Below are 25,143 nucleotides of genomic sequence, written 5' to 3'. Positions count from 1 at the left end.
CCCGCGTGCGCGCGCCGGCTCGCTCCCACAAGGACTACCGCGGATCGGACTCTGCATTATCGGTTTCTTCGCGCACCCGCTCCCAATCGATGTCAGTGCCGTCGTCCTGATCCATGGGGATGGCACCTTCATTGTTCGGCAGCTCATCAATGCCCGGCTCATCCTCCGGATTGACGGCAGTACGGCCGGGACTCAAGGGTTCTGGATGGGTGGGGATGGGGTCGTAGCCACCTTGTTCTTCGCTGGGGAATTTTGCATCGGACATGAGGCACCTCGCATGAAGCCGCGTTATCGGGCTCTGAGCATTCGAGGTGCCGGTTGATTTCGCCGTTCCAATTATTCAGCCACCGATTGTCGGTGGCTTACGGCGCCTGGAGTTGCCTGACGATCTTGTCCTTGACCTCCAGGCGCTTGGCCTTGAGCTTTGTCACTGCATCATCGCTGGATTTGGCTTGCTCGGCCTTCACGACTTCGGCATCCGCCTGCGAATATTTGTTGATCAGTGAATCCAGTAACGGATCCTTGGTGCGTTTCTGCTGGATTTCTTCCTTTGTGCAACTCAAATCCTGATAAAGGTCATGGGGCACCGGCATGGAACACCTCCGTTTGTTAATCGGTAGCAAACGCGATTGATTGCGTTCGCCAACTATCAGAATGGCCTTGGTTAGTCGGTTCTGTCGACCACCTGTCAGACCAGCGGTGCCCGTTCGTCGTCCTGTCGCAAATGCGATAAAACCTTTGCACCGCTCGCCACCTCCACAGAGTAACGATCAACTCGATCGCCCATGAATAACTGTGTGGAGAAGAACCAATGGAAGGATTTAACCTGCGCCACCTCACTCTGGCCATCGCCTTGAGCACCACCATGGGCGCGGCATTCGCAGCAACCGATAACGATTTTGTCGACAAGGCCGCCGCAGGCGGGATCGCCGAAATCGAAACCAGCCGGTTGGCACTGGAAAAAAGCCAGTCAGCCGATGTCAAGGCGTTCGCCAACATGATGATCACCGATCATTCGAAGGCCAATGATGAACTGGCGGCCATCGCGAAAAAAAATGACATTGAAGTGCCGGACACCACGACACTGGTGAAACAGGCCAAGGAAAAAATCCTCGATATGCGTGATGAATCTTTCGATTCGGCCTATGCGAACAATCAGGTCAAGGCTCACGAAGACACCATCGAGCTGTTCAAGAAACAAGCCAATACCGTGACCGACGACAAAACCAAAGGCGCAATGGAGCTCAAGGGCTTTGCGCAAAAAATGTTGCCGGGGCTGGAAAAACACCTGGATATGGCGAAAAAGCTCCAAGCCGCCCATCCGGACAAATAGTCCACTTATCAAACAAAAAGACCGCATCCATCGATGCGGTCTTTTTGTTTGTGGCCGGCCTAGCCGCCATCGGTATCGATGTCGGCATCCGTGTCATCGCCAGCTTTTGGGCGATCGGGAGTGGGTTTGAAGCCCGGGCTGAATTCGTTGTCGTTGTCGCTGTGTACATTTTTCTGATCGACCGCTTTGTCGGCACTTTCCGGCTCGGGGGTCTTGGCGTTTTCGTCTGCTTCATTTTCATCTTTCATAAGGACCTCGTTCGTCATTGCCCAACCGACACAGCCGGGCCATAACCGTTCGAATCCACCACGCGACCAACGTTCCCTTCGTCTTTGTCCTACAGTCCTTGGGTATCGGATGAAAATAGCTGTCGAACGCGAACAACTATTTCATCCGCCAAATGTCACTGCTTTGCGCCGGTCATTTTTTGGGGAATCGGCCGCATACTTTCAAGGAGTCCAGTCACATGGCGGCACTGCAAACCAGCACACTCGATATGATGAAGAAAAACCAGGCACAACTGCTTGCCGAATGGAAAAACAGCCTCGATTCCAACGGCGCCACGCGTAATATCAAAGAGCAGGATCTGCAACAGCAGACCTCTGAATTCCTGCAACTGGTCATCTCGGGTCTGCAAAATGGCAATGGCCAGAACATTGCCGCCGCCAGCTGGGACGAAATCCGCCAGTTCCTCGACAAACTCTCCAATAGCCGCGCGCAACTCGGCCAGGATTCACACCAGACCGCCAGCTTTATCTTCTCGCTCAAAGGTCCGCTGTTTGCCCTGTTGCAGAACCATTACCAGGACAGCCCCGCACTGTTGGCCGAGCAACTCTGGGAAATCTCCGAATTGCTCGACGCCCTGGGCATGCACACCCTGCGCACCTTCCAGAAATCCCGTGAAGCGGTGATCAAGCGCCAGCAAGAAGAGCTGCTGGAGCTGTCGACCCCAGTGGTCAAGCTGTGGGATGGCGTCCTGGCCCTGCCCATGATCGGCACGCTGGACTCGCAACGCACCCAGGTGGTGATGGAGTCACTGCTGCAGCGGATCGTCGACACCGGCTCGGAGATCGCCATCATCGACATCACCGGTGTGCCGACCGTCGATACCCTGGTGGCCCAGCACCTGCTCAAGACCGTTACCGCCATCCGCCTGATGGGTGCCGACTGCATCATCAGCGGCGTGCGCCCACAGATCGCCCAGACCATCGTGCACCTGGGCCTGGACCTGCAAGGCGTGGTGACCAAGGCCAACCTGGCCGACGCCCTGAAACTGGCCCTTACCCGGCTGGGACTGACCGTCAGCAAGGCGGACTGAGCCGATGGAGCGCATTCCGATTCTGCAAATGGGCGACTTCCTACTGGTGACCATCCAGGTGGACATGCATGACCAGTTGGCCCTGACCCTGCAAGACGACCTGTCCGAGCGCATCAGCAGGACCTCCGCCCGCGGCGTGTTGATCGATATCTCCGCCCTGGACATGGTGGATTCGTTCATCGGCCGGATGATCGGCACCATCTCCGGGCTGTCGAGCATCATGGATGCCCAGACCGTGCTGGTCGGCATGCAGCCAGCGGTGGCCATCACCCTGGTGGAACTTGGCCTGACCTTGCCCGGGGTCAGTACCGCGCTGAATGTCGAGCGCGGGATGAAACTGCTTCACGAACGAGTACGCGAGCAATGACAGTGCGCAGCAGCGGCACTCATCCCATTCATATCGAGCAGGACGTCGTCCTGGCCCGCCAACTGGCGCGCAAACTCGCCCAGGAATGCGGCATGCGCCTGATCGACCTGACCAAGCTGGTGACCGCGGTCAGCGAGTTGGCGCGCAATACCATGGTGTACGGCGGCGGTGGCGACATGGACTGGCAAATCCTCGACGAGAGCCCGCGCGTAGGCCTGCGCCTGGTCTTTCGTGACGAAGGACCGGGTATTCCCGACGTCAAACTGGCCATGACCGATGGCTGGACCTCAGGTTCCGGCCTGGGCCTGGGCCTGACCGGTGCCAAGCGCCTGGTCAATGAATTCGAACTCGACACTGCACCGGGAAAGGGTACTCGCGTAACGATTACCCGATGGACATGAATTTCGGTGGTTCGATGACACAAGCGCTGGTCATCGAGGACATCAGCCAGATCGGTCATGCACGCCGCACCGCGCAGAAACTCGCGCAGCAGCATGGCTTCGACACCACGGATGCAGGACGGGTAGCCCTGGTCGCCACCGAGCTCGCCAGTAACATTCTCAAGCACGCCGCCCGTGGCGAACTGCACCTGAGGGTCTTGCCCCGGGCCAGCGGCGCCGGCATCGAGATGGTCGCCATCGATCGCGCCCAGGGCTTTGATCTGCAGGCATGCCTGGCCGACGGTTTTTCCACCGGTGGCACCCAGGGCATCGGCCTGGGCGCCGTGTCGCGCCAGACCGAGGTGTTCGATGTGTATGCCGATGCACGGGGTGCCGTGCTGCTCACGCGCTTGTACCCACGCTCGGACAAGGCCGCGGATCATCGCTTCGGTGTCAGCCAGCATTCGCTGCGCAACGATCCCGCCTGCGGCGATACCTGGCACCTGGCCTTGGACGGGCCACGCATCAGCGCCCTGGTGATCGATGGCCTGGGCCACGGTGAAGAAGCCGAACTTGCCGCCCGCGCCGGCGAGAAAGCCTATGCGCTGCGGCCCTTCGCATCACCGCTGCTGGTGCTGGAAGACATTCATCAAGCCATGACCGGTACCCGTGGCGGTGCGTTGGCCATTGCCCAGTTCGATGCTGGCAGCGACACGTTGAAATTTGTCGGCATCGGCAACATCGGCGCGTGTCTGGTCGCACCGGACAAATCCCGCGGCCTGGCTTCCCACCCCGGCATCGTCGGAGGGCAGTTTCGAAAGGCGCAGCCCTTTGACTATGCTCAAGTAAGCGGACAACTGTTGATCATGTACAGCGATGGCCTGCAATCGCGCTGGAACCTTGCGGATTACCCCGGCCTGGTGCACCGCCATCCTGCCGTGATTGCCGCCATCCTGCACCGCGATTTCTGTCGTGGACGAGACGATGTCACGGTGCTGGTCATTGCCCTGGAGGCAGCCCATGGCTGAAACACCCATGAGTCAAATCGACGAACAAGCCGCCATGATCGCGCGTTTGCAAGGTGAAGCCATTGCCTTGCGTGCCGAACTGGATGAAACCAACCAGGGCGTCCTGGCGCTGTATGCCGAACTCGACAACCAGGCCGAGCAACTGCGCCAGGCCTCGGACCTCAAAAGCCGCTTCCTGTCCTATATGAGCCATGAGTTTCGCACGCCATTGGGCTCGATCCTGAGCATTGCCAGCCTGCTGACTGATGAACTCGACGGGCCGCTCAGTAGCGAGCAGCACAAGCAAGTAGCCTTCGTCAGCAATGCCGCGCGGGAGCTGAGCGACATGGTCGACGACCTGCTTGACCTGGCGAAGATCGAAGCCGGGCGCATCACCATTTCACCGGCCTGGTTCGACATGTTCGACCTGTTCGCCGCCCTGCGGGGCATGTTTCGCCCCATTGTCGATACCAGCGCCGTGGACCTGATCTTCGAGGAACCGATAGGCCTGCCCCGGCTGTACACCGATGACAAGAAGCTGGCGCAGATCCTGCGCAACTTCATTTCCAACTCGTTGAAGTTCACCACCCGCGGGGAAATCCGGGTTTCGGCGCGCCTGGAAAACAATGACTACGTACGTTTCGCCGTCAGCGACAGCGGAATTGGTATCGCTGCGCAGCTACATGGCGCATTGTTTGAAGACTTCTCCCAAGTCGACTCTCCACTGCAAAAACGCCTGCGTGGAACCGGGCTCGGGCTGTCGCTGTGCAAACGCTTCGCGCTGCTGCTGGGCGGCGAAGTCGGGGTACAGAGCACGCCGGGCGTGGGCTCGACCTTTTTCGTGATCATCCCGCTGGCCATCGCCATGGAGCCTGCCGATGAAACGTGACCTGCGCTTGCTGATTGTCGACGACAACGTCGCCACACGCTACGCCTTGCGCCGGCGCCTGGAACGCCACGGCTATGAGGTGCTGGAGTCCGGCACCGGCAGTGAAGGCCTGGAGTTGATCGCCAGTGTGGCGATCGACGCCTTGATCCTCGACGTCAACCTGCCGGACATGAGTGGCTTCGACATCGTCCGCAAACTGCGCTCGGAGCCGGCTACCGCCCTGCTCCCGGTGATCCATGTGTCCGCGGCTTCAATCCAGACCGGTGACATCATCACCGGCCTCGACGCCGGCGCCGACGCCTACCTGATCCACCCGGTGGACCCGGATGTGCTGCTGGCGACCCTGCGCACCTTGCTGCGGGTGCGCGAAACCGAGAATGCCCTGCGTGAAAGCGAGGCGCGCTTTCGCGAGATTTTCGTCAATGTGTCAGCGCCCATCGCCGTGCTGGATGCGCAACTCAAGGTCCACGAATGCAACCATGCGTTCGCCCAATTGATTCAGGACAACCTCGAGCCGGATTCCCTGCGCCAGTGCTTCGCCGACGATCAGTGCGCGGTCATCGAGGAACTGCGCCTGCGCCTGGCGTATGGCGAACGCTGGAAAGGCACCTTGAGCATGCGCGTGCAGGGTGAAATTCGCGAAACCGAGTGGCAGATTTCGCCGTACCGCACCCCGGAATTGAGCCTGGTGTTCGTCGAGGATGTCACTGAACACCGTCACCGTGAACGCTCGCACCTGGCGCGCCTGGACGACGCCACGACCCAGTTGGCCAATGAGGTCGCCGAACGCGCGCGTACCGAAGCCCAGTTGTTGCAGGTGCAGAAAATGGACGCGTTGGGCAAACTGACCGGGGGCATTGCCCACGACTTCAACAACCTGCTCACCGGCATCATCACCAGCCTGGAACTGATCCAGAAGCGTGTCGCCGAGTCTCGCACGGACAAGGTGGAGTTTTATGCCGAAGCGGCGTTGAACTCGGCCATGAGTGCCGCCTCCCTGACCCATCGCCTGCTTGCCTTCGCCCGTCAGCAGCCACTCGATACCCGGCCCGTGGACATCAACGACCATATCCGTTCGCTCGAGGAGTTGCTGGTGCGAACCATCGGCGAGCGCATTGCCCTCAAGCTTGAACTGACGAGCAAACCGGCCATCGCGCTGGTCGATCCGATTCAACTGGAAAGTGCCGTGCTCAACCTGGTGATCAACGCCCGCGACGCCCTGCCCCAGGGTGGCAATATCTGGGTCAATACCTATGCCGCCTATTCCCACGGCGATCCCAACCTGGCCGATGGCGCCTATGTCGCGCTGTCGGTGCGCGACGACGGTACCGGTATCGAACACAACGTGATCGACAAGGTCTTCGACCCGTTCTTCACCACCAAACCACTTGGCCAGGGCACCGGGCTCGGGTTGTCGACCATCTACGGTTTCGCTCGCCAGTCAGGTGGCGATGCGCACATCCGCAGCGTGGCGCGGCGCGGTACCGAAGTCACCATCATGTTGCCGGCGAGCGCCGACCCCACCGCCAGCCCGGTCGAATCGACGACGATGCGGGCAGAAGGTGGTGGTGAACATGTACTGATCGTCGAAGACACGCCGTCGGTACGCATGTTCGTCGCTGAAGTACTGGCGGATGCCGGCTACCGCTGCACCCAGGCGAGCGATATCGAAGAGGCGCTCGAACGGCTGCAGAACGACGAATCCATCGACCTGTTACTGACCGATGTCGGCCTGCCGCGCATGAGCGGCCGCGAACTGGCCGACATCGCGCGAGGCTGGCGCGAACACCTGCCGATCCTGTTCATGACCGGCTATGCCGAAACCGCGATCAACCGCCAGGTGTTTCTCGGTGATGGCATGGAGATACTGATCAAGCCGTTCCAGATCAATGAACTGCTGGACAAGGTACGGCGCACGATCAACGACGCCTGAACAAGTATCTGCAGGAGCTGGCTTGCCAGCGAAAGCGGCATGACGGCCACCATCGCATCGCCAGCAAGCCGGCTCCTACAGATGCGTGTCACGCTCCAAGAACCCGGGCGAGAAAAGGCGCCGTCCGGCTCTTTTTGCTGCCAGCGACTTTCTTGGGCTCCCCCACCACGACGACTTTGCCACCCTTGTCCCCCGCCCCTGGGCCGATATCGATCACCCAGTCACTCTGCGCCACCACGCGCATCTCATGTTCAACGACGATCACCGTGTGCCCCGCTGTCACCAGGTTGTTCAATTGCTCGAGCAAGCGATCGACGTCGCGTGGGTGCAGGCCCGTCGTGGGTTCGTCAAGCACGTAGAGCGTCGCCCCGCGCTGGTTGCGTTGCAGTTCGGTGGCCAGCTTGATGCGCTGGGCCTCACCACCGGACAGCTCGGTCGCCGGTTGACCGAGGCGCAGGTAGCCCAGGCCGATATCGCGCAGCACCTCAAGAGAGCGGCGCACCGCCGCTTGTTCGCTGAACACCTCCACGGCCTGGTCCACCGTCAGTTGCAGCACTTGGGCGATGGTCAGGCCCTGCCAGGTAATCGCCAGTGTCTCGGGGTTGTAGCGCGCGCCGTGGCAGGTGGGGCATGGCGCGTAGACGCTGGGCATGAACAACAGTTCGACGCTGACAAAACCTTCACCTTCACAGGTCGGGCAGCGGCCCTTGGCGACATTGAAGGAGAACTGACCGGCGTCGAAGCCCGCCGCCTGCGCCTCGGGGGTGGCGGCGTAGAGCTTGCGCACGTTGTCGAACAGCCCGGTGTAAGTCGCGAGGTTGGAGCGCGGTGTGCGGCCAATGGGTTTCTGATCGACCTGCACCAGGCGCTTGATCGACGCCAGCCCCGCCGTGACCTGTCCGCCACTGACGGTCGGCGCGTCATCTTCCAGGCTCAGTTCCTGCGGTTCGCTCTCGGCGTCCGGACGCCCCAGATGCGCCCCGACCAGTTCCAGCAACGCCTGGCTCACCAGGCTGGATTTGCCCGAACCCGACACACCCGTCACCGCCGTGAAACAGCCCAGCGGAAACTCGACACTCAGATTATCCAGATTGTTGCGCGTGACGCCCTCCAGGCGCAGCCAGTCGCTGGCTTTGCGGGCACGGCGAGGTTGGCTGGCGTGGTCGGCGAACAGATAGGCGCGGGTCTGCGAATCCGGCACCGCGGCCAACCCCGCCGGAGCGCCGCTGTACAGCACCCGGCCGCCATGCTCGCCCGCCGCCGGGCCGACATCGATCAACCAGTCGGCGCGGCGCATGGTTTCCAGGTCGTGCTCGACCACGAACAGGGTATTGCCCGCCGCTTTCAAGCGTTGCAGGGCTTCGAACAGCGCTTCCCCATCAGCCGGGTGCAGCCCCGCCGAGGGCTCGTCCAGCACATAGATCACGCCGAACAACTGCGAGCCCAGTTGTGTGGCCAGGCGCAGGCGTTGTAACTCGCCGGACGACAGCGTCGGCGTACTGCGCTCCAGGGCCAGGTAACCGAGGCCAAGGTCGGTCAAGGTGCTGACCCGTTCCAGCAAATCCTGGGCAATGCGTTGCGCGGCCAGGCGTTTTTCCACCGAGAGATTCGGCGTGTGGCGCACATCGGGGGCGTTGGCGTGGCCACTGGCACCGTGGGCCACGCGCTCTTCACGGGCCTGACGGGTCTGTTGGTGGGTCAATACCTCACCCATCTCATCGCGCTCTTCACCTTCTTCCAAATAGTGTCTGGCGGCCACCGGCTTGAGCACTTCGGCCACTTGCAGCAATGACATCTGCGACAGTTCACCGATGTCGTAGCCGGCGAAGGTCACCGACAGTGCCTCGTGCTTGAGGCGCTTGCCCTCGCACAACGGACAAGGGCTGCCGAGCATGAAACGCGAGACGCGCTTCTTCATCAGCGCACTTTGCGAATGGCTGAAGGTGTGCAGGATATAGCGCCGGGCGCCGGTGAAGGTGCCCTGGTAACTCGGTTCCATCTTGCGCTTGAGGGCGACCCGGGTTTCCTGCGGTGTGAGCCCGGCGTAGACCGGGACCGTCGGGGTTTCTTCGGTGAAGAGAATCCAGTCACGCTGCTTTTTCGGCAGGTCGCGCCAGGGCACATCGACGTCGTACCCCAGGGTCACCAGGATGTCCCGCAGGTTCTGGCCTTGCCAGGCCATGGGCCAGGACGCGATGGCACGCTGGCGAATGGTCAGGCTCGGGTCCGGCACCATCAGCGCTTCGGTGACCTCGTACACACGGCCCAGGCCATGGCATTGCGCACACGCGCCCTGGGGTGTGTTCGGGGAAAAATCTTCGGCGTAGAGCATCGGTTGCCCCGCCGGGTAACTGCCGGCACGCGAATACAGCATGCGGATCAGGCTCGACAAGGTCGTGACGCTGCCCACCGAAGAGCGCGTGCTCGGCGTGCCCCGTTGTTGCTGCAAGGCCACCGCGGGCGGCAAGCCCTCGATGGAATCGACATCCGGCACGCCCACCTGATCGATCAAGCGTCGCGCATAAGGCGCCACGGACTCGAAGTAGCGGCGCTGTGCCTCGGCATACAGGGTCGAAAACGCCAGGGACGACTTGCCTGAACCGGACACCCCGGTGAACACCACCAGGGCATCGCGAGGAATGTCGACATCGACGTTCTTCAGGTTGTGCTCCCGGGCGCCCCGCACCCTGACCATGCCGGAAATTGGATTCGAGGTGCGCTCGTCAGTCATGGCCCAGCCTTGGTAAGAGGATTGAAAACTGTAGGAGCTGGCTTGCCAGCGAAAGCGGCTTCGCAGTCAATGTACCAATGGGCTGATCCCACGCCTTCGCTGGCAAGCCAGCTCCTACAGGTTGTGTTCAGCCGTTGAGTACGGTACGAATCATCTGCGTCAGCGCTTGCGGCCCATAGGGCTTGCTCAGCAAATGGGTATCCGGGCTGAGCTGGTGGTTGCGCGAGATGATGTCCCGGGTGTGGCCCGAGGTGAACAACACCGCCACCGCGGGATTCTGCACCTTGGCCCATGCCGCCAGATCCGAGCTTTTTATCAGGCCGGGCATGACCACGTCAGTGAAAATCAGGTCCACCACCGCGCCCTCCAGCAACATCTGCATGGCAACGTCGGCATTGGCGGCGGTGAGCACCTGATAACCTTCTTCGCGCAGCAACTCTACCGTTGAAACGCGCACCGCTTCATTGTCCTCGACCACCAGGATGCGCTCGTTGGCACCCTTATGCGGCACATCGGCACGGGGCGTTTCACCGTCCATCGAACGCAGGCTGCGCGGAAAGTACATCTGCACCCGAGTGCCCTGCCCAACGATGCTGGACATCTCGATATGCCCGCCACTCTGCTTGACGAAACCGAACACCATGCTCAAGCCCAGCCCCGTGCCCTGGCCATCGGGCTTGGTGGTGAAAAAAGGCTCGAACGCCTGGGCGAGCACCTGCGGCGGCATGCCTGCACCGCTGTCCGCCACCGACACCCGCACATAGTCGCCGGCGACGATGCCCTTGCCAGCGCAAAATCCTTGGTCAAGGTAGATGTTCTCGGCGCTCAGCTCGATGGTCCCCTCCCCCTTCATGGCGTCACGGGCATTGATCGCCAGGTTGAGAATGGCGTTTTCCAGTTGATTGCGATCGACGAAGACCTGCCAGGAATCCGGTGAAGCGCTCATCTGGACGTGGATGGTTTCGCCCAGCGCACGCTGCAACAGCTCACCCAGGCCGTCGAATATCTGTTGAGGCCTGCAGATCGCCGGGGACAAAGGCTGGCGCCGGGCAAACGCGAGCAATTGCGAAGACAATTTTGCCCCGCGCTCGACGGCGGCAATCGACGCCGCCACCCGGCGCTGGACATTGGCGTTCTGCGGCTCATGCCGGGCCAGCAAATGCAGGTTGCCGGCGATCACTTGCAGCAGGTTATTGAAGTCATGGGCCACGCCCCCCGTCAGGCCACCAATGGCTTCGAGTTTCTGTGATTGACGCAATTGCTCTTCCGCCGTCAGGCGCGCTTCGACTTCGTCGGCGACTCGCTGCTCCAGATTGCGGGTGAACCTGAGCAAGGATTCTTCGGCGGTCTTGCGTTCATGGATGTCGATCAGCACCCCGGGGAAACGAAACGGTTCGCCCTGCTCGTTAAACTCGCAGCAGCCACTGGCGAGTACCCAACGGTAACTGCCATCGGCGCGCAGCACCCGGTATTCGGCGTTGAAAGGTTCGCCGGTTGCCACTGATTGCCGGACCTGTTCCTGCATCCAGCCGAGGTCATCGGGATGAATCCGCGCTTCGGCGATTTCCGATGGCAGGTCGGCGAGGTTTTGCTCGGCGGGGTAGGAAAAGGTCCGGGCGAAACGCTCATCGCCGCTCAGCACATTGGCCTTGACGTCCCAGACAAATGACCCGAGCAAGGCGCCGGCATTCAGCGCCAGGCGTACTCGCTCGTTATCGGCGCGATAGGCATCTTCGGCCGCCTGGCGGCGGCGTTCGGAAATCACACGCTCCGTCGTCTCGACGACCATCGCCATGACCCCGGCGGGCTTGCCGTCATCGTCAGCCACCGGGCTGTAATAAAGGTCCAGCCAGACGTCTTCGGGGACGCCGTCCCTGAGCAGCACCAACTCTTTACCACGGTAGGCCAAGGTGCCGCCGGCCAGGCAGGTATCGACCACATGCCGATTGAACTCAGCCACTTCCGGCCAGCCCAGTTCTACCGGAGAACCCAACAGATAGGGATGGCGTCCGCCGGCAAACTTCGAATAGGCGTCGTTGTAGATCATGTAGCCGGGCCGCCCCCACAGCATCACCATCGGCAGCGGCGAGGCGAGCATCAACTGCACCGAACTGTTCAGGCTTCTGGGCCAGGAATCAAGGTTGCCCAGCTCGGTCCGGCTCCAGTCGAACGCACGAATACGCTCGGCCATTTCGCCGTTCCAGCCAGCACACCCGTGGCTATCTTCTAGAAACTGCATCGACTGGCTCTGCGTCCCGGTAATTGCACCCGTTTGATTCGAGCATCGCGGATGGCAATGGTTTCATAGAGGTATAGCTGATTCGAGAAATTGACGCCGCCGGGAAAGATTACACCTCAATCAAATGCTTGAGCGGGTGATACCCCGTTTTCAACGTGGCCGCCACATCCAGGATCGCCTTCTCGATCCCGTTCAAATGAATACAGGTCAGCTCGATCGCTGCGCTCTGGTTGCCCGCCTCGATGTACTCGATCAACCGCAGATGTTCGTCGTCGCGGCAGGCTTCGTGGCTGTCGTCGTCCAGCGCGGCGGCGTACAGCGAGGCACGGGAGATCAGCTTCTGGAACCAGTCGAGCAACACCGGGTTGTTCAGGCTGCGCGCCAGTTTGATGTGGAACTCGCCAAGCAGGTGGATCAAGCGTTCATGGTCACCGTTGCGATGCGCCTCGTCCTCCAGCAGCAGGTGATCGCGCAGATCCCGGGTCACCGCCGTATCGCGCCGGCGACACAGTTCGCTGACGATGCCGATCTCGACCAGGCGCCGGGTTTCGAACAATGAACGGATCTCTTCGTCGCTCGGCAGCGACACCGATGCCCCTTTATTGGGCTCGGTGGTGACCAGTCCATCGGCTTCCAGTTGCTTGAGCGCGGCACGCACGGAGGTGCGGCTGACATTGAAAAGTTCGGCCAACGACGCCTCGCCCAGCTTCATGCCCGGACGCAGCGAGCGTTTGCTGATTGCCTCGTAAACCCCTTGGTAGACGCGGTCGACCGTGGTTTCCAGTTTCTTTTCCGCCATTCGATGACTCCTTGAGCGCTACGCAACCCGCCCCAGGCGAATGAACAGCCTTGAAAAAGGGGGTTGCACAAGCAGGTTAATCCGGGTATTTCTAAATTGCATCCAGATTTTGCATACAATAATTAGAGGAATGCACCATTATGGGTCATCCAGTTGCAATTGAAGTGCGAAACGTCTCCAAGCGATATTCCGACGATCCCGGGCTGGCGCCAGCCCTGGACAATGTGTCCGTCGACATCGCCGACAACGAATTCTTTACCCTGCTCGGCCCCTCCGGCTGCGGCAAGACCACCCTGCTGCGCACCATCGCCGGCTTCGAGCACGTCAGCGAAGGCGAGATTCGCCTGGCGGGCGAACCGGTCAACGATCTGCCGCCGTTCAAGCGTCGGGTCAACACGGTGTTCCAGAGCTACGCGCTGTTTCCGCACATGACTGTCGCGCAGAATATCGCCTTCGGCCTCGAGATGCAGGGTCTTGATCGCAAGCTGATCCCGCAACGGGTCGATGAGATGCTGGCGCTGGTGCAAATGCAACACCTGGCCAAGCGCAAACCCGCCGAACTGTCCGGCGGCCAGCAGCAGCGCGTGGCCCTGGCCCGGGCCCTGGCGCCGAAACCCAAGGTGCTGTTGCTGGATGAGCCGCTGTCGGCGCTGGACCTCAAGCTGCGCAAGGAAATGCAGGTTGAACTCAAGCGCGTGCAAAAAGAAGCCGGCATCACCTTCATCTTCGTCACCCACGACCAGGAAGAAGCCCTGACCCTGTCCGATCGCATCGCCGTGATGTCCGCCGGCAAGATCCTGCAGATCGGCACACCCAACGATATCTACGAACGCCCGCAACATCAGTTTGTTGCCCAGTTCATCGGCGACATCAACTTCCTTCCCGGCCATATCAAACGTGGCCAGCAGAATGAAAAGCTCTTCGTGCCCAACGGCATGCCGGTTGAAATCCCCTGCCCGGCCCAAGGCTTCGACGGCAGCAAGGTGCAACTGGCGTTTCGCCCGGAACGCTCGCAGCTGGTCGATCCAACACAACCGCATCACCTGCGCGGCGTGATCGAAGCCGTGCTGTATGTGGGCACGGCCACGCTCTATCAATGCCGCTTGAACAACGACATCAAGGTCATGCTGCGCGAGAACAATGAAGGCCTGAACCGCAATCGCGGGGTCGGCGACCGAGTCGCGGTCAACCTGCCACCCCACGCCTGCCTGTTGATGGAGGCCTGAGATGAGCGTCAGCAGCACTTCCCCAGCCCTCAACCGTGCGCTGTTGCTCAGCCCGGTGGTCCTGACCCTGCTGGCCCTGATCGCCATTCCGTTGGGCATCATGGGCTACATCAGCCTGTTGCCGCGCAACGTCTATGGCGGCGTCGACTGGCAGGCAGACTGGCAATTGCAAAGTTATGTGCAGCTGTTTTTCCAGGAAGGTTTCGACGGTGAAATGGAGCTGAACTGGGTCTACGCCCAGGCGCTGATCCGCTCGGTGTTCCAGGCCGGTGGCACCACGCTGTTGTGTTTCCTGTTCGGCTTTCCGGTGGCGCTATGGATGTCGAGCCTGACCCCGCGGCGGCGCAACCTGATGGTGCTGCTGATCACCATCCCGTTCTGGACCAACCTTTTGATCCGCAACTACGCCTGGCTGATCATCCTGCGCGAACAGGGCTGGGTCGCCCAGAGCCTCAACGCGCTGTTCCCCCAGGCCGGCGGCATCACCCTGCTCTACAACGACTTCGCGGTCAGCGTCGGGCTGGTCTACAGCTTCCTGCCGTTCATGATCCTGCCGATCTACTCGACCCTGGAAAAACTCGACTGGCGCCTGGTGGAAGCCGCCTATGACCTGGGGGCCAACCGCTGGCACGCGCTGCGGCGGATCATTCTGCCGCTGTCGATGCCGGGGGTGATCGCCGGTTCCCTGCTGGTGTTCGTGCCGAGCCTCGGTGCCTTCATCACCCCGGCGATTCTTGGCGGCGGCAAGACGCTGATGATCGGCAACCTGATCCAGCAACAGTTCGGCACCGCGCGCAATTGGCCACTGGGCAGTTCGCTGTCGTTCCTGCTGTTGGGGATTCTACTGCTGTCCCTGGTGCTGTACGCCCTCTATAGCCGCAGCTGCGCCAAAACGCTTCGTCGAGGTGAGACCGCATGATCGCCCTGCACTTGAAAAAATTGCCAGTGACCCGGGAAGTCAGCCTGCTGATCCTGGCCTACCTGTACCTGCCGATCTTCGTACTGATCGCCTACAGCTTCAACGCCAACCGTTCGGCGACGGTGTGGACCGAGTTCTCGTTCGCCTGGTACGGGCGGATCCTGGCCAACCCCTCGATCCAGACCGCCGCGCTGAACTCGATCATCGTCGCCAGCATCGCCACGGTCTGTGCCACGGCGATTGCGCTGCTGGCGGCACTGGCGACCTACCGGCCGTTCTATGGGCAGAAGATGGTCGAAGGCGGAATCAACCTGCCGCTGATCCTGCCGGAGATCGTCACCGCCGTGGCGACCCTGCTGCTGTTCATGGCGCTGGGGATCAAGCTCGGGTTGCTGACGGTGATCGTCGCGCACATCGGCTTCTGCATTCCCTTCGCCTACCTGCCGATTCGCGCACGGCTCAATGACCTGGACAAGAGCCTGCTGGAAGCGGCGAACGATCTGTACGCCAACCCGTGGCAAGTGTTCCGCCGGGTCACGCTGCCGCTGTTGTGGCCGGCGGTGCTGTCCGGTTCAGTGCTGGCGTTCGTGGTCAGCCTCGACGATTTCATCATGACCTTCTTCGTCGCCGGCCCCGGTTCGACCACCCTGCCGGTGTACATCTTCTCCGCGATCAAGGCCGGCGTGACGCCGGAGATCAATGCGATCTCGACCCTGATGCTGGTGATTTCCATCGTGCTGGTGGTGCTGGCCTTCTGGCTGGGACAGCGCGGCAAACAACAATAAGCCTGGAGTGTTCGCCCATGAAAGTGAAAAGCATGCGTTTCGCCGTTGCCAGCCTGGCCTTGAGTTGCTTCACTGCGTTCAGCGCCCAGGCTGCCGAGCCCAAGGAACTGTTCTTCTATAACTGGACCGACTACTACCCGGTCGACCTGCTGGCCAAGTTCGAAAAAGAGACCGGGATCAAGGTCACCATGGACGGCTACGACAGCAACGAAACCCTGCTGGCCAAGTTGCAGGCCGGTGGCGCGGCGTACGACGTGATCGTGCCGTCGCAATCGATCATGCGCACCCTGATCAACCAGGACCTGCTGCTGCAAATCGATGCCTCGGCCCTGCCCAACTTCCAGCACGTCAAGCCGGCGTTCCGCGACCCGAGTTTCGACCCTGGCCGCAAGTTCTCGGCACCGTACTTGTGGGGGACCACCGGGTTTTCCTATGACAGTGCCCGCGTGCCCGGCGGCAAACTGGACGACTCATGGAAAGAGTTCTTCGAACCGCGCAAGGAACTGCAAGGCCAACTCGCCGCCCTCGATACATCCAGCAGCGTGATCAACGCCGCCAGTCACTACCTGAATGTCGATGAATGCAGCGAAAACCCCCAGGACGCCAAGCGCATCCTCGAACTGCTGCAAAAGCAGAAACCCTTCCTGAAGATGTACAGCTCGGACAACACCGTCGACCGCATGGCCAGCGGTGAAGTGATCATGATGCAGAACTGGAACGGTTCTACAGCGCGGGCCACCTTGCAGAAGAGCACGATCAAATACGTGTACCCGAAGGAAGGCCTGGCGATGTTCCAGGACAACTTCGCCGTGCCGAAAAGTGCGCCGCACCCCGGTAACGCAAAGATCTTCATCGACTGGATGATGAAACCGGAAAACGCCGCCGCCGTGTCCAACGCCATCGCCTACGCCAACGGCATCCAGAGCGACACGTTGATCGACGCCAAATGGCGGGTGATGGACGCCATCAACATGCCCGATGAATTCGCCTCGCGCCTGCGCCCGGAGAAGGAATGCAGCAACAAGGCGCGGGAGCTGCAGGACCGCATTTGGGCGAAGCTCAAGGGCTGATCGGCTCACTTGAAACCGTAGTGCGGCCTTCGCTGGCAAGCCAGCTCCTACAGGGATCTTGTGAACGGCGACGTTCAACTGTAGGAGCTGGTTTGCCAGCGAAGAGGCCCGCCCAGACACCTTTGAAATTGAGGCTTGCAATGAACCAACCCCGCTGGCTACGCAACGTGCGCCCCTACGGCGCCCCCGCCGAAGACCTGCTGATCGAAAACGGCCGCTTCACCCAACGTCGCCCCGCCTCGACCACCGAGTTGCGAGTCACCGACATCGACGGCCAGAACCACCTGCTCACCCCCGCCCTGGTGGAAAGCCACGTGCACCTGGACAAAACCCTCTGGGGCCAACCCTGGCGCCCGAACAGTGCAGGCCCCACCCTCAAGGACTACATCGCCAACGAACGGCGCATCCTGCGCGAAGTCACCGCCCCTATTGCGCAACGGGCCGGTGCCCTGCTGGAAAACTGCATCGCCCGTGGTTCGCTGACGATGCGCTGCCACGTCGACATCGATCCGGAATTCGGCCTGCGTCATGTCGAAGCCATGCAGCAACTGCGGGAAACATACCGCGACCTGATCGACCTGCAACTGGTGGTGTTTCCGCAAACCGGCCTGATCAGCCGCCCCGGCACCGCCGAGCTGATGCGCGAAGCCATGGCACTGGGCGTTGAAAACGTCGGTGGCCTGGACCCGTGTGGCATCGACAACGATCCGGTCGCGCAACTCGACTTTGTGTTCAAACTGGCCAGCGAGTTCGATCGTGGGGTCGACATTCACCTGCACGACAAGGGCGAGCTTGGCCTGTGGCAGATCGCGCTGATCGCCGACTACACCGAGCGCTTCGCACTGCAAGGCCGGGTGATGATCAGCCATGCCTATTGCCTGGGCATGGTGCCCTGGAGCCAGGTCAAGCCTGTTGCCGAACGGCTGGCGGCGCTGGGTATTTCGCTGATGAGTTCGGCGCCGGCCGATTGCGCGGTGCCGCCGTTCCTGGCGTTGCGCGATGCCGGTGTCAACGTCTGCCTGGGCTCGGACGGTATTCGCGACGCCTGGTCGCCCATGGGCAACGGCGACATGCTGGAACGGGCAATGCTGCTGGCGTTGCGCTTTGACTTGAACAAGGACGACGAACTGGCGGCGGCGTTTGAAGCGGCAACGGTCAATGGTGCCCGGGCGTTGGGTTGTGAAGGTTATGGCCTGGAGATTGGCCGGCCAGCGGACTTCCTGTTGATGCCTGTGCAAACCTTGGGCGAAGCCGTGGTTTCGCGACCGGTTCGCCAGGTTTATCGCGGCGGGCAATTGATCGCTTCCAGCGGTCGTTTGCTGGAAAGCCGCCTGTGAAACGCATCGGCTTGCGGGCCAGCTGCGTGGTCGGCTTCGACGGCGCGCAGCATGTGCTGTGGCGCGATGGCGAAGTGGTGTTCGAGGGCTCGCACATTGTGTTTGTCGGGCGTGATTACCGCGGGCAGGTGGATCAGTGGCTCGACTACGGCAACGCGCTGATCGGCCCCGGCTTCATCGATCTGGATGCACTGGGAGACCTGGATTCCACGGTGCTGACCCTGGACAACGGCGAAGAGCGGGACATGGGCCGCATGTGGTCGGCGCAGTATCTGGCGCGCGGCCCACGGGAAACCTACAGCCCCGACGAGGAAGTCTTCAAATACCGCTACGCCTTCACCCAGTTGATCCGCAATGGCATCACCACGGCCATGCCGATCACCTCGATGTACTACCGCGAGTGGGCGGAAACCTACGACGAATTTGCCGCGGTGGCCGGTGTGGCAGCCGAGTTGGGGCTTCGGACTTATCTGGGCCCCTGCTACATGAGCGGCATGAGCTACTGGCAGGCCGACGGCACGCTGGCCCATCACTGGGACGAAGCCCGGGGCATGGCGGGGCTCGAGGCGGCCGAGCGGTTTTTCAAGGATTTCGAAGGCGCTCATGACGGCCTGATTCGCGGCGCGCTGCTGCCGGATCGCATCCAGACGTGTACGCCGGCGCTGTTGCAACGCACCGCCGCGCTGAGCCGCGAACTCAACGCGCCGATGCGTTTGCATTGCTGCCAGGGGCTCGGCGAGGTGGCGATGGTTGAAAACCTGCGCGGTCTTTCGCCGTTGGCTTGGCTTGCAGAGCTGGGCCTGCTGACCCCGCGCAGCCTGTTGCCCCATGGCATCTACACCCGTGGCGATGATGATCTGCAGCGTGTGGTCGAGGGCGGCGCCAGCCTGGTGCATTGCCCGGTAGTTTTTGCCCGGGACGGTGAGGCGCTGAACTCGTTTGGTCGCTATCGCGCCAAGGGCATCAACTTCGCCCTGGGCACCGACACCTGGCCGGCGGACCTGCTGGACAACATGCGCCAGGGCTTGAACATCGCGCGCTTGATGGAAGGCGGCAATGCACTGACCAGCACCCTGGATATGTATAACGCCGCCACCCTCGGCGGCGCCAAGGCCCTGGGCCGCGACGATCTCGGGCGCCTGGCGCCGGGGGCCAAGGCCGACATCAGCGTATTCAGCCTGCGCGGCCTGCACCTGGGGCCGCTGTTCGACCCGTTGAAGAACCTGGTCCTGGCAGGGCGCGGTGACGATTGCATCGCCAGCTTCATCGACGGCCGCTGCGTGATGCAGGACGGTCAGGTCCAAGGTGTCGACTACACCGCCCTGCAACGCCAGGCCCAATGGCAATTCGAAAAACTGATGCGCAGCCACAGCGACCGCGCCTTCGGCCAACCGGACTGGAAGACCCTGTTCCAGCCGGCCATCCCGTTCGCCGACGACTACAGCGCACAGGCGCCGCTCTGCGCCATCGATCCACTCCTTTAGAGAATGCTGCCTATGCAAAGCTTCGATTTCAGCACGCTGAGTGCGCGCGACAAATACAAGATCCTGATCGGCAGCGTGGTGCCAAGGCCGATTGCCCTGGTCACCACCGTCGACGCTGAAGGCCGCGTCAATGCCGCGCCGTTCAGTTTCTTCAATGCGCTGTCGGCCGATCCGCCGATCCTCGCGCTGGGCGTGGAAAACTACGGCGACCAGAGCCCCAAGGACACCACGCGCAATATCCAGCTCAACCAGGAATTCACCGTGAACATCGTCAGCGATGCCCTGGTGGAAGCCATGAATGTCTGTGCCGTGCCCTTTGCCCCGGGTTTCGACGAGTTGACCGCCGCTGGCCTCACCGCCATCCCCGGCACCACGGTCAAATGCCCACGAATCGGCGAGGCGCCGGTGGCCCTGGAATGCCGACGGATGATGGCGTTGTCCATCGGCCAGTCACGGGAGATCATCTTTGGCGAAGTATTGATGGCCCATGTACGGGATGAATTGATCGATCCGAAAACCCTGTACATCGATCAGCTCGGCCTTGATGCGATCGGGCGCATGGGCGGGCATGGGTATGCGCGCACGCGGGATTATTTCGACCTGCCAACCCGTTCGTTGCAGGCCTGGACCGATGCACCAGGCGGTGGCGAACGCTTCTGGCCTATCACCAAGTAATCAGCCAACACATAACCCTGTGGGAGCGAGCCTGCTCGCGAAAGCGGTCGATCAGACACCGTCGATGTTGAATGTCAGACCGCCATCGCGAGCAGGCTCGCTCCCACAGGTTTTCCATTTCAAATGACAAACATTGGAGGCAACACTTCGCCACAGGTCAGTGGAAATCGCGGCTGCGCACGGTGATGCCGTCGAGCAGTGGGCTCAGGTCGCTCAAGCGTCCGGCAATCAGGTGTCGGACTTCTCCCTCCTTCTCCCAGCGCCCATCGACCTTGAGCAACTGTGAGCCGACCAGCACCTTGCGATGACGCTCGGCCAGATTGCGCCAGACCACCACGTTGACGTTGCCGAACTCGTCTTCCAGGGTGACGAAGGTCACGCCGCTGGCGGTGCTGGGCCGTTGCCGACCGGTTACCAGCCCGGCGACGCTGATCGGTCGCCCGTGCTCGAGATCAAGCAATTCCCTGGAACTGCGGCAGCGCCGGGCTTTCAGCTCACCGCGCAACAAGGCCAGCGGATGCGGCCCGAGGGTAGTGCCCAGGCTGTTGTAATCAGCCTGCAGGTCCTCACCCACCGTGGGTTTGGGCAGCGCCACCATGTCTTCCTCCTGACGGGGCAAGCCGGCAAACAGGCCGAGCTGTTTTTCCACCCCCGCCACTGCCCAGCGCGCCCGATGCCGGTCACCGGCAAGCCCACGCAATGCGCCGGCATCGGCCAGTTGCTCCTGGGCGCGGGCATCCAGGCGCGCCCGTTCGCCGAGGTCGGCAATGTCGGAAAACGCGCCTTTCGAACGTGCCGCCTCGATACGCCGGGCATCCTCCTCGCGAAAGCCCTTGATCATGCGCAAACCCATGCGAATCGCCGGTTGCGCGCCGGCAATGGGTTCCAGGCTGCAATCCCAGTCGCTGGCCCGCACGTCAACCGGGCGAATCTGCAAATGGTGACGGCGTGCGTCCTGCAGAATCTGGTCCGGGCTGTAGAAACCCATGGGCCAACTGTTGATCAGCGCGCAAGCGAAGGCCGCCGGTTCGTGGCATTTCAACCAGCAACTGGCGTACGTCAGCAAGGCAAAACTGGCGGCGTGGGATTCGGGAAAACCGTAGCTGCCGAAGCCTTTGATCTGCTCGAAGATCTGCGCGGCGAATTCGGCGCTGTAGCCTTTTTTCTTCATCCCGGCGGCCAGGCGATCCTTATGGGGCTCCAGCCCGCCATGGCGTTTCCAGGCGGCCATGGATCGGCGCAACTGATCGGCTTCGCCGGGGCTGTAGTTGGCGGCAACGATGGCGATCTGCATCACCTGTTCCTGGAACAGCGGCACGCCCAAGGTGCGTTTCAACACCTCGCGCAACTCTTCGGAGGGGTAGCTTTCCAGCTCTTCTTTATTTCGCCGGCGCAGATACGGGTGCACCATGCCGCCCTGGATCGGCCCGGGACGGACGATGGCCACCTCGATCACCAGGTCATAGAATTTGCGCGGTTTGAGCCTGGGCAGCATCGACATCTGTGCCCTGGACTCGATCTGGAATACGCCGATGGTGTCGGCGCGGCCAATCATGTCGTAGGTCAGCGAGTCCTCGGAGGGGATCGTCGCCAGGCTCAAGTCCAGGTTGCGATGACGGCGCAGCAAATCCAGACAACGACGAATCGCGCTGAGCATGCCCAGCGCGAGGATATCGACCTTGAGCAGGCCGACCGCGTCCAGATCGTCCTTGTCCCACTGGATGATGGTGCGCTCGGCCATCGCGGCGTTTTCCACCGGCACCAGGCTGTCCAGGGGGTGCTCGGAAATCACAAAGCCGCCGGGGTGCTGGGACAGGTGCCGGGGGAAACCGATCAACTGTTGGGTCAAACTCAATACCCGGCGCAGCACCGGACTTTCGGGATCGAAACCGCCCTCACGCAAGCGCTCCACCGGCGGGGTTTCATCACTCCAGTGACCACAGCAATCGGCCAGGGCATTGATCTGGTCCGGCGGCAGACCCAAGGCCTTGGCCACATCGCGCACGGCGCCGGCCGCGTGGTAGGTGCTGACCACGGCGGTCAACGCCGCGCGGGTCCGGCCATAACGCTGGAACACATACTGCAGGACTTCTTCGCGGCGTTCGTGCTCGAAGTCCACATCGATGTCCGGCGGCTCGTCACGCTCCTTGGAAAGAAAGCGTTCAAACAGCATGTTCATCCGGTCGGGGTCGATCTCGGTGATGCCCAAGGCGAAACACACCGCCGAGTTGGCCGCCGAACCGCGGCCCTGGCAGAGAATTTTTTCGCGCCGGGCGAAAGCGACGATGTCCTGGACGGTGAGGAAGTAACTCTCATAACCCAGCTCGGCGATCAGCCCCAGTTCCTTGTCGATCAGCCCGCGCACTTTCTCGCTCGCCCCCTGGGGCCAGCGCTCGCGAATACCGCGCTCGGTCAATTCCCTCAGCCAGGACGCGGCGTTGTGTCCATCCGGTACCAGCTCGCGCGGATACTGATAACGCAACTGGCCAAGGTCAAAGGTGCAGCGCCGGGCAATGTTCAGGGTTTCGTCGAGCAAGGCTGGCGGATAGAGCTCGCGCAGTGCATCGAGATCGCGCAGGTGCCGCTCGCCGTTGGGGTGCAGGCGCAGCCCGGCATCGGCCACCGGCAGGTGATGACGAATCGCGGTCATGGTGTCCTGCAGGGCACGGCGGCCGCGCGCGTGCATGTGCACATCGCCGCTGGCCACCGCCGGGATGCGCAGTTCCCTGGCCAACGCCAGGAGATCGTTCAGTCGCCGGGCATCGTCCTGGCCGCGATGCAACTGGACCGCCAGCCACAGGCGGTCGGCGAAGACTTGCTGCAACCAGTGACCCTGTTCAACAGCATCGACCGCGTCCGGCACCCACAGTGCCAACAGCCCTGGCAAGGGTTCGCCGAAGTCTTCGCGCAGCACTTGATACTGACCTTTCTTCGTACGGCGTCGGGCTCGGGTGATCAGCCGGCACAGCGTCTGGTAACCCTCGAGATTTTCCACCAGCAATACCAGTTTCGGACCATTTTCGATGCGCATTTCACTGCCGATGATCAACGCCAGCTCCACGGACTTCGCTGCCTGCCAGGCGCGGACGATGCCGGCCAGGGTGCATTCGTCGGTAATCGCCAGGGCCTGATAGCCCTGTTTTTTCGCCCGCTGGAACAGCTCGAGGGCACTGGAAGCACCGCGCTGGAAACTGAAGTTCGACAGGCAGTGCAGCTCGGCGTATTGGATGCTCATGCGAACCAGCCCTGCAGCCACAATGGTCCATCCTCGCCCACCGAGCGATAAGCCCAACCCTGCTGGCCGGCGCGGATTTCGATCAGGTAGTAGTCGCGGCGCACGTCGTCGCCGTCCCACCAACCGGACTCGATCCGTTCCGGGCCCATGAGGATGCGGGCAGAGCCTACGTGCACCGCCAGCGGCTCGGTCAGCAACCAGCCCGGTCGCTGCACGGTTGGCAAGGCCGCACTGGGCTGGTGGTCGGCACTGGCCTGCCACGCGCACTCGGGCCGGTGATCGGCCTGAAAGCGCAGGCCATGCACCGCATCATCCCCCAGCCGTGCGCGCAGGCGCTCGCGCAGTTGCTCCCAGGGCAAGGTCTGCTGTGGGCGATCGTCGAACAGCTCCTGAAACTGTGGAACGAAGGTTGGCAAGTCTTCGGCACGCAGACGAAAACCGCGTACCGGGGCCTCGACCTGGACTTGCTCCAGCCGTCCCCGGGCCAGCTCGAACAACATGGCCGGATCGCGTTCGGCGCTGAGCAGGCCAACTTTGATCAGCGTGTCTGGCAGCCCGGCGTGTTCCAGGTGCAGGTCGAAACGCTGCACACCGCTGTCCCGACCGCAAAGGAAGGCGGACAGGTCACCGGTCAATCGACGAAGCGGAAACAGCAAGGCCTGATGGGAATGCACATCGAAATTGAGCTCGATGCGCACATCGAAACGGTCCGGCGGCAGGTAGAACGCCAGGGCCAGACGGCGTGTCCCCAGCAAGGTATCCAGGTGCTTGAGCACCTGGGCCTCGAAACGCCGGGCCAGGCTATGCCGGGGCAACGCCTGCACCTGGCTCAAGGTGCGCAGGCCCATGCGCGACAACGCCGTGGCGACGCTGGCCGCAAGCCCAATGCGATCGACCGGCAATTGCCCGAGGTGATGCTGCAGGGCTTGTTCGTCGGGCACCACCAGGCCATCGTGGGCGTTGGCCAGCATCCGCGCCGCCACTGGGTTGGGCGCGGCAACGATGCGGTGACGAAACCCCAGCTCGCCGAGTTCGCTGCGCAAGCGCGCCTCAAATTGCGGCCAGGCGCCGAACAGGCCCAGGCTGGACTCGATTTCGAAGACTAGCGCCCGCGGGTAATGCACGCTGACCTGGGAGCTGAACCGATAGGCCCAGGCGGCGAGGAATTGCTGCCAGTGTTCGATGTCGGCGACGTCGTACTCCGCGGTGGCAAAGCCCTTGCTCAAGGCCTGGGCGGCACTCATGGACTGGCCGGGACGCAAGCCCAGCGCCCGTGCCGGGCCATTGACCGCCTGCAGCACCCGACGCTGGGCCGGGCCGGTCAGCAGCGCCAGCGGCTCTTCAGGGTTGGCGCGCTGGCGCAGTACCGCATCCAGCGCCAATTGCGGGAACAGAATACACACCCAGCGCATGGCA

General features: G+C 62.0%; 22 protein-coding genes. 14 read left to right on the top strand and 8 right to left on the bottom strand.

What is annotated here, in order from left to right:
- Positions 1-34 precede the first annotated feature (34 nt).
- Both NQL71_RS26590 and NQL71_RS26585 read right to left on the bottom strand, forming a co-directional pair.
- Positions 35-265, bottom strand: a complete 231-nt coding sequence (locus NQL71_RS26590) for a hypothetical protein (RefSeq protein WP_274643616.1) — start codon at positions 263-265, stop codon at positions 35-37.
- 97 nt (positions 266-362) lie between these two features.
- A complete protein-coding gene (locus NQL71_RS26585; protein WP_046820167.1) occupies positions 363-593 on the bottom strand; it encodes a DUF465 domain-containing protein in 231 nt (76 codons plus the stop codon).
- Positions 594-811: 218 nt separating this feature from the next.
- Between NQL71_RS26585 and NQL71_RS26580 the strand changes: the two genes are divergently transcribed.
- On the top strand, positions 812-1,333 hold the full coding sequence (locus tag NQL71_RS26580) for a DUF4142 domain-containing protein (RefSeq protein ID WP_046820168.1): 522 nt from the start codon (positions 812-814) through the stop codon (positions 1,331-1,333).
- 59 nt (positions 1,334-1,392) lie between these two features.
- Here the strand turns inward: NQL71_RS26580 and NQL71_RS26575 are convergent, their stop codons facing one another.
- Positions 1,393-1,581, bottom strand: a complete 189-nt coding sequence (locus NQL71_RS26575) for a hypothetical protein (protein ID WP_248686536.1) — start codon at positions 1,579-1,581, stop codon at positions 1,393-1,395.
- A gap of 218 nt (positions 1,582-1,799) precedes the next feature.
- Between NQL71_RS26575 and NQL71_RS26570 the strand changes: the two genes are divergently transcribed.
- Genes NQL71_RS26570 through NQL71_RS26545 form a run of 6 tightly spaced genes read left to right on the top strand, consistent with a single transcriptional unit; the run spans position 1,800 to position 7,227 of the window.
- Entirely contained in the window at positions 1,800-2,651 is an 852-nt protein-coding gene (locus NQL71_RS26570; protein ID WP_046820170.1) for an STAS domain-containing protein, read from the top strand.
- Positions 2,652-2,655: 4 nt separating this feature from the next.
- A complete protein-coding gene (locus tag NQL71_RS26565; protein ID WP_046820171.1) occupies positions 2,656-3,018 on the top strand; it encodes an STAS domain-containing protein in 363 nt (120 codons plus the stop codon).
- Positions 3,015-3,419 carry an anti-sigma regulatory factor gene (locus NQL71_RS26560; protein WP_046820172.1) on the top strand — a complete coding sequence of 135 codons (405 nt, stop codon included), beginning with the start codon at positions 3,015-3,017 and terminating at the stop codon, positions 3,417-3,419. Before NQL71_RS26565 ends, NQL71_RS26560 begins: the two co-directional genes overlap by 4 nt.
- Positions 3,416-4,426, top strand: coding sequence for an ATP-binding protein (locus NQL71_RS26555; protein ID WP_046820274.1), 1,011 nt, complete (start codon positions 3,416-3,418; stop codon positions 4,424-4,426). The genes NQL71_RS26560 and NQL71_RS26555 overlap by 4 nt, the downstream gene beginning before the upstream one ends.
- Positions 4,419-5,294 carry a sensor histidine kinase gene (locus NQL71_RS26550; RefSeq protein ID WP_046820173.1) on the top strand — a complete coding sequence of 292 codons (876 nt, stop codon included), beginning with the start codon at positions 4,419-4,421 and terminating at the stop codon, positions 5,292-5,294. Before NQL71_RS26555 ends, NQL71_RS26550 begins: the two co-directional genes overlap by 8 nt.
- Complete coding sequence (locus NQL71_RS26545; protein WP_077183227.1) at positions 5,284-7,227, top strand: PAS domain-containing hybrid sensor histidine kinase/response regulator; 1,944 nt, start codon at positions 5,284-5,286, stop codon at positions 7,225-7,227. The genes NQL71_RS26550 and NQL71_RS26545 overlap by 11 nt, the downstream gene beginning before the upstream one ends.
- A gap of 88 nt (positions 7,228-7,315) precedes the next feature.
- Here NQL71_RS26545 and NQL71_RS26540 read toward each other — a convergent pair whose 3' ends face one another.
- The 3 genes from NQL71_RS26540 to NQL71_RS26530 all read right to left on the bottom strand — a co-directional run bounded on the left by NQL71_RS26540 (position 7,316) and on the right by NQL71_RS26530 (position 12,996).
- Positions 7,316-9,958, bottom strand: a complete 2,643-nt coding sequence (locus tag NQL71_RS26540; protein WP_274643615.1) for an excinuclease ABC subunit UvrA — start codon at positions 9,956-9,958, stop codon at positions 7,316-7,318.
- Positions 9,959-10,085: 127 nt separating this feature from the next.
- Positions 10,086-12,197 (bottom strand): hybrid sensor histidine kinase/response regulator, encoded by a 2,112-nt coding sequence (locus NQL71_RS26535; RefSeq protein ID WP_274643614.1) that lies wholly within the window; start codon positions 12,195-12,197, stop codon positions 10,086-10,088.
- Between the two features lie 109 nt (positions 12,198-12,306).
- Complete coding sequence (locus NQL71_RS26530; protein WP_046820177.1) at positions 12,307-12,996, bottom strand: GntR family transcriptional regulator; 690 nt, start codon at positions 12,994-12,996, stop codon at positions 12,307-12,309.
- 140 nt (positions 12,997-13,136) lie between these two features.
- Here NQL71_RS26530 and NQL71_RS26525 point away from each other — a divergent pair, with 140 nt between their 5' ends.
- The 7 genes from NQL71_RS26525 (at position 13,137) to NQL71_RS26495 (ending at position 20,492) form a co-directional block, all read left to right on the top strand.
- Positions 13,137-14,222 carry an ABC transporter ATP-binding protein gene (locus NQL71_RS26525; protein WP_274643613.1) on the top strand — a complete coding sequence of 362 codons (1,086 nt, stop codon included), beginning with the start codon at positions 13,137-13,139 and terminating at the stop codon, positions 14,220-14,222.
- Position 14,223: 1 nt separating this feature from the next.
- A complete protein-coding gene (locus NQL71_RS26520; RefSeq protein WP_248686532.1) occupies positions 14,224-15,141 on the top strand; it encodes an ABC transporter permease in 918 nt (305 codons plus the stop codon).
- Positions 15,138-15,926, top strand: coding sequence for an ABC transporter permease (locus NQL71_RS26515; RefSeq protein ID WP_046820180.1), 789 nt, complete (start codon positions 15,138-15,140; stop codon positions 15,924-15,926). Before NQL71_RS26520 ends, NQL71_RS26515 begins: the two co-directional genes overlap by 4 nt.
- A gap of 17 nt (positions 15,927-15,943) precedes the next feature.
- Positions 15,944-16,996 carry an extracellular solute-binding protein gene (locus NQL71_RS26510; protein WP_274643612.1) on the top strand — a complete coding sequence of 351 codons (1,053 nt, stop codon included), beginning with the start codon at positions 15,944-15,946 and terminating at the stop codon, positions 16,994-16,996.
- Positions 16,997-17,136: 140 nt separating this feature from the next.
- Entirely contained in the window at positions 17,137-18,333 is a 1,197-nt protein-coding gene (locus tag NQL71_RS26505; RefSeq protein ID WP_274643611.1) for an amidohydrolase family protein, read from the top strand.
- Complete coding sequence (locus NQL71_RS26500) at positions 18,330-19,817, top strand: amidohydrolase family protein (protein WP_274643610.1); 1,488 nt, start codon at positions 18,330-18,332, stop codon at positions 19,815-19,817. Before NQL71_RS26505 ends, NQL71_RS26500 begins: the two co-directional genes overlap by 4 nt.
- Before the next feature lie 12 nt (positions 19,818-19,829).
- Positions 19,830-20,492 (top strand): flavin reductase family protein, encoded by a 663-nt coding sequence (locus NQL71_RS26495; RefSeq protein ID WP_046820184.1) that lies wholly within the window; start codon positions 19,830-19,832, stop codon positions 20,490-20,492.
- Between the two features lie 157 nt (positions 20,493-20,649).
- Here NQL71_RS26495 and NQL71_RS26490 read toward each other — a convergent pair whose 3' ends face one another.
- Together NQL71_RS26490 and NQL71_RS26485 are read right to left on the bottom strand one after the other, a co-directional pair.
- Entirely contained in the window at positions 20,650-23,748 is a 3,099-nt protein-coding gene (locus NQL71_RS26490) for an error-prone DNA polymerase (RefSeq protein WP_274643609.1), read from the bottom strand.
- Entirely contained in the window at positions 23,724-25,139 is a 1,416-nt protein-coding gene (locus NQL71_RS26485; RefSeq protein ID WP_274643608.1) for a Y-family DNA polymerase, read from the bottom strand. Before NQL71_RS26485 ends, NQL71_RS26490 begins: the two co-directional genes overlap by 25 nt.
- Between the last annotated feature and the right edge of the window lie 4 nt (positions 25,140-25,143).

Origin of the sequence: Pseudomonas serbica (genome assembly GCF_028823535.1) — a bacterium.
Classification (GTDB): domain Bacteria; phylum Pseudomonadota; class Gammaproteobacteria; order Pseudomonadales; family Pseudomonadaceae; genus Aquipseudomonas; species Aquipseudomonas serbica.
This window is presented reverse-complemented; position numbering and strand designations above follow the sequence as displayed.

Bases quoted from the DNA above. Each gene is read 5' to 3' on its own strand.
- NQL71_RS26590 (WP_274643616.1), bottom strand. From the start codon at position 265: ATGTCCGATGCAAAATTCCCCAGCGAAGAACAAGGTGGCTACGACCCC.
- NQL71_RS26585 (WP_046820167.1), bottom strand. From the start codon at position 593: ATGCCGGTGCCCCATGACCTTTATCAGGATTTGAGTTGCACAAAGGAA.
- NQL71_RS26580 (WP_046820168.1), top strand. From the start codon at position 812: ATGGAAGGATTTAACCTGCGCCACCTCACTCTGGCCATCGCCTTGAGC.
- NQL71_RS26575 (WP_248686536.1), bottom strand. From the start codon at position 1,581: ATGAAAGATGAAAATGAAGCAGACGAAAACGCCAAGACCCCCGAGCCG.
- NQL71_RS26570 (WP_046820170.1), top strand. From the start codon at position 1,800: ATGGCGGCACTGCAAACCAGCACACTCGATATGATGAAGAAAAACCAG.
- NQL71_RS26565 (WP_046820171.1), top strand. From the start codon at position 2,656: ATGGAGCGCATTCCGATTCTGCAAATGGGCGACTTCCTACTGGTGACC.
- NQL71_RS26560 (WP_046820172.1), top strand. From the start codon at position 3,015: ATGACAGTGCGCAGCAGCGGCACTCATCCCATTCATATCGAGCAGGAC.
- NQL71_RS26555 (WP_046820274.1), top strand. From the start codon at position 3,416: ATGAATTTCGGTGGTTCGATGACACAAGCGCTGGTCATCGAGGACATC.
- NQL71_RS26550 (WP_046820173.1), top strand. From the start codon at position 4,419: ATGGCTGAAACACCCATGAGTCAAATCGACGAACAAGCCGCCATGATC.
- NQL71_RS26545 (WP_077183227.1), top strand. From the start codon at position 5,284: ATGAAACGTGACCTGCGCTTGCTGATTGTCGACGACAACGTCGCCACA.
- NQL71_RS26540 (WP_274643615.1), bottom strand. From the start codon at position 9,958: ATGACTGACGAGCGCACCTCGAATCCAATTTCCGGCATGGTCAGGGTG.
- NQL71_RS26535 (WP_274643614.1), bottom strand. From the start codon at position 12,197: ATGCAGTTTCTAGAAGATAGCCACGGGTGTGCTGGCTGGAACGGCGAA.
- NQL71_RS26530 (WP_046820177.1), bottom strand. From the start codon at position 12,996: ATGGCGGAAAAGAAACTGGAAACCACGGTCGACCGCGTCTACCAAGGG.
- NQL71_RS26525 (WP_274643613.1), top strand. From the start codon at position 13,137: ATGGGTCATCCAGTTGCAATTGAAGTGCGAAACGTCTCCAAGCGATAT.
- NQL71_RS26520 (WP_248686532.1), top strand. From the start codon at position 14,224: ATGAGCGTCAGCAGCACTTCCCCAGCCCTCAACCGTGCGCTGTTGCTC.
- NQL71_RS26515 (WP_046820180.1), top strand. From the start codon at position 15,138: ATGATCGCCCTGCACTTGAAAAAATTGCCAGTGACCCGGGAAGTCAGC.
- NQL71_RS26510 (WP_274643612.1), top strand. From the start codon at position 15,944: ATGAAAGTGAAAAGCATGCGTTTCGCCGTTGCCAGCCTGGCCTTGAGT.
- NQL71_RS26505 (WP_274643611.1), top strand. From the start codon at position 17,137: ATGAACCAACCCCGCTGGCTACGCAACGTGCGCCCCTACGGCGCCCCC.
- NQL71_RS26495 (WP_046820184.1), top strand. From the start codon at position 19,830: ATGCAAAGCTTCGATTTCAGCACGCTGAGTGCGCGCGACAAATACAAG.
- NQL71_RS26485 (WP_274643608.1), bottom strand. From the start codon at position 25,139: ATGCGCTGGGTGTGTATTCTGTTCCCGCAATTGGCGCTGGATGCGGTA.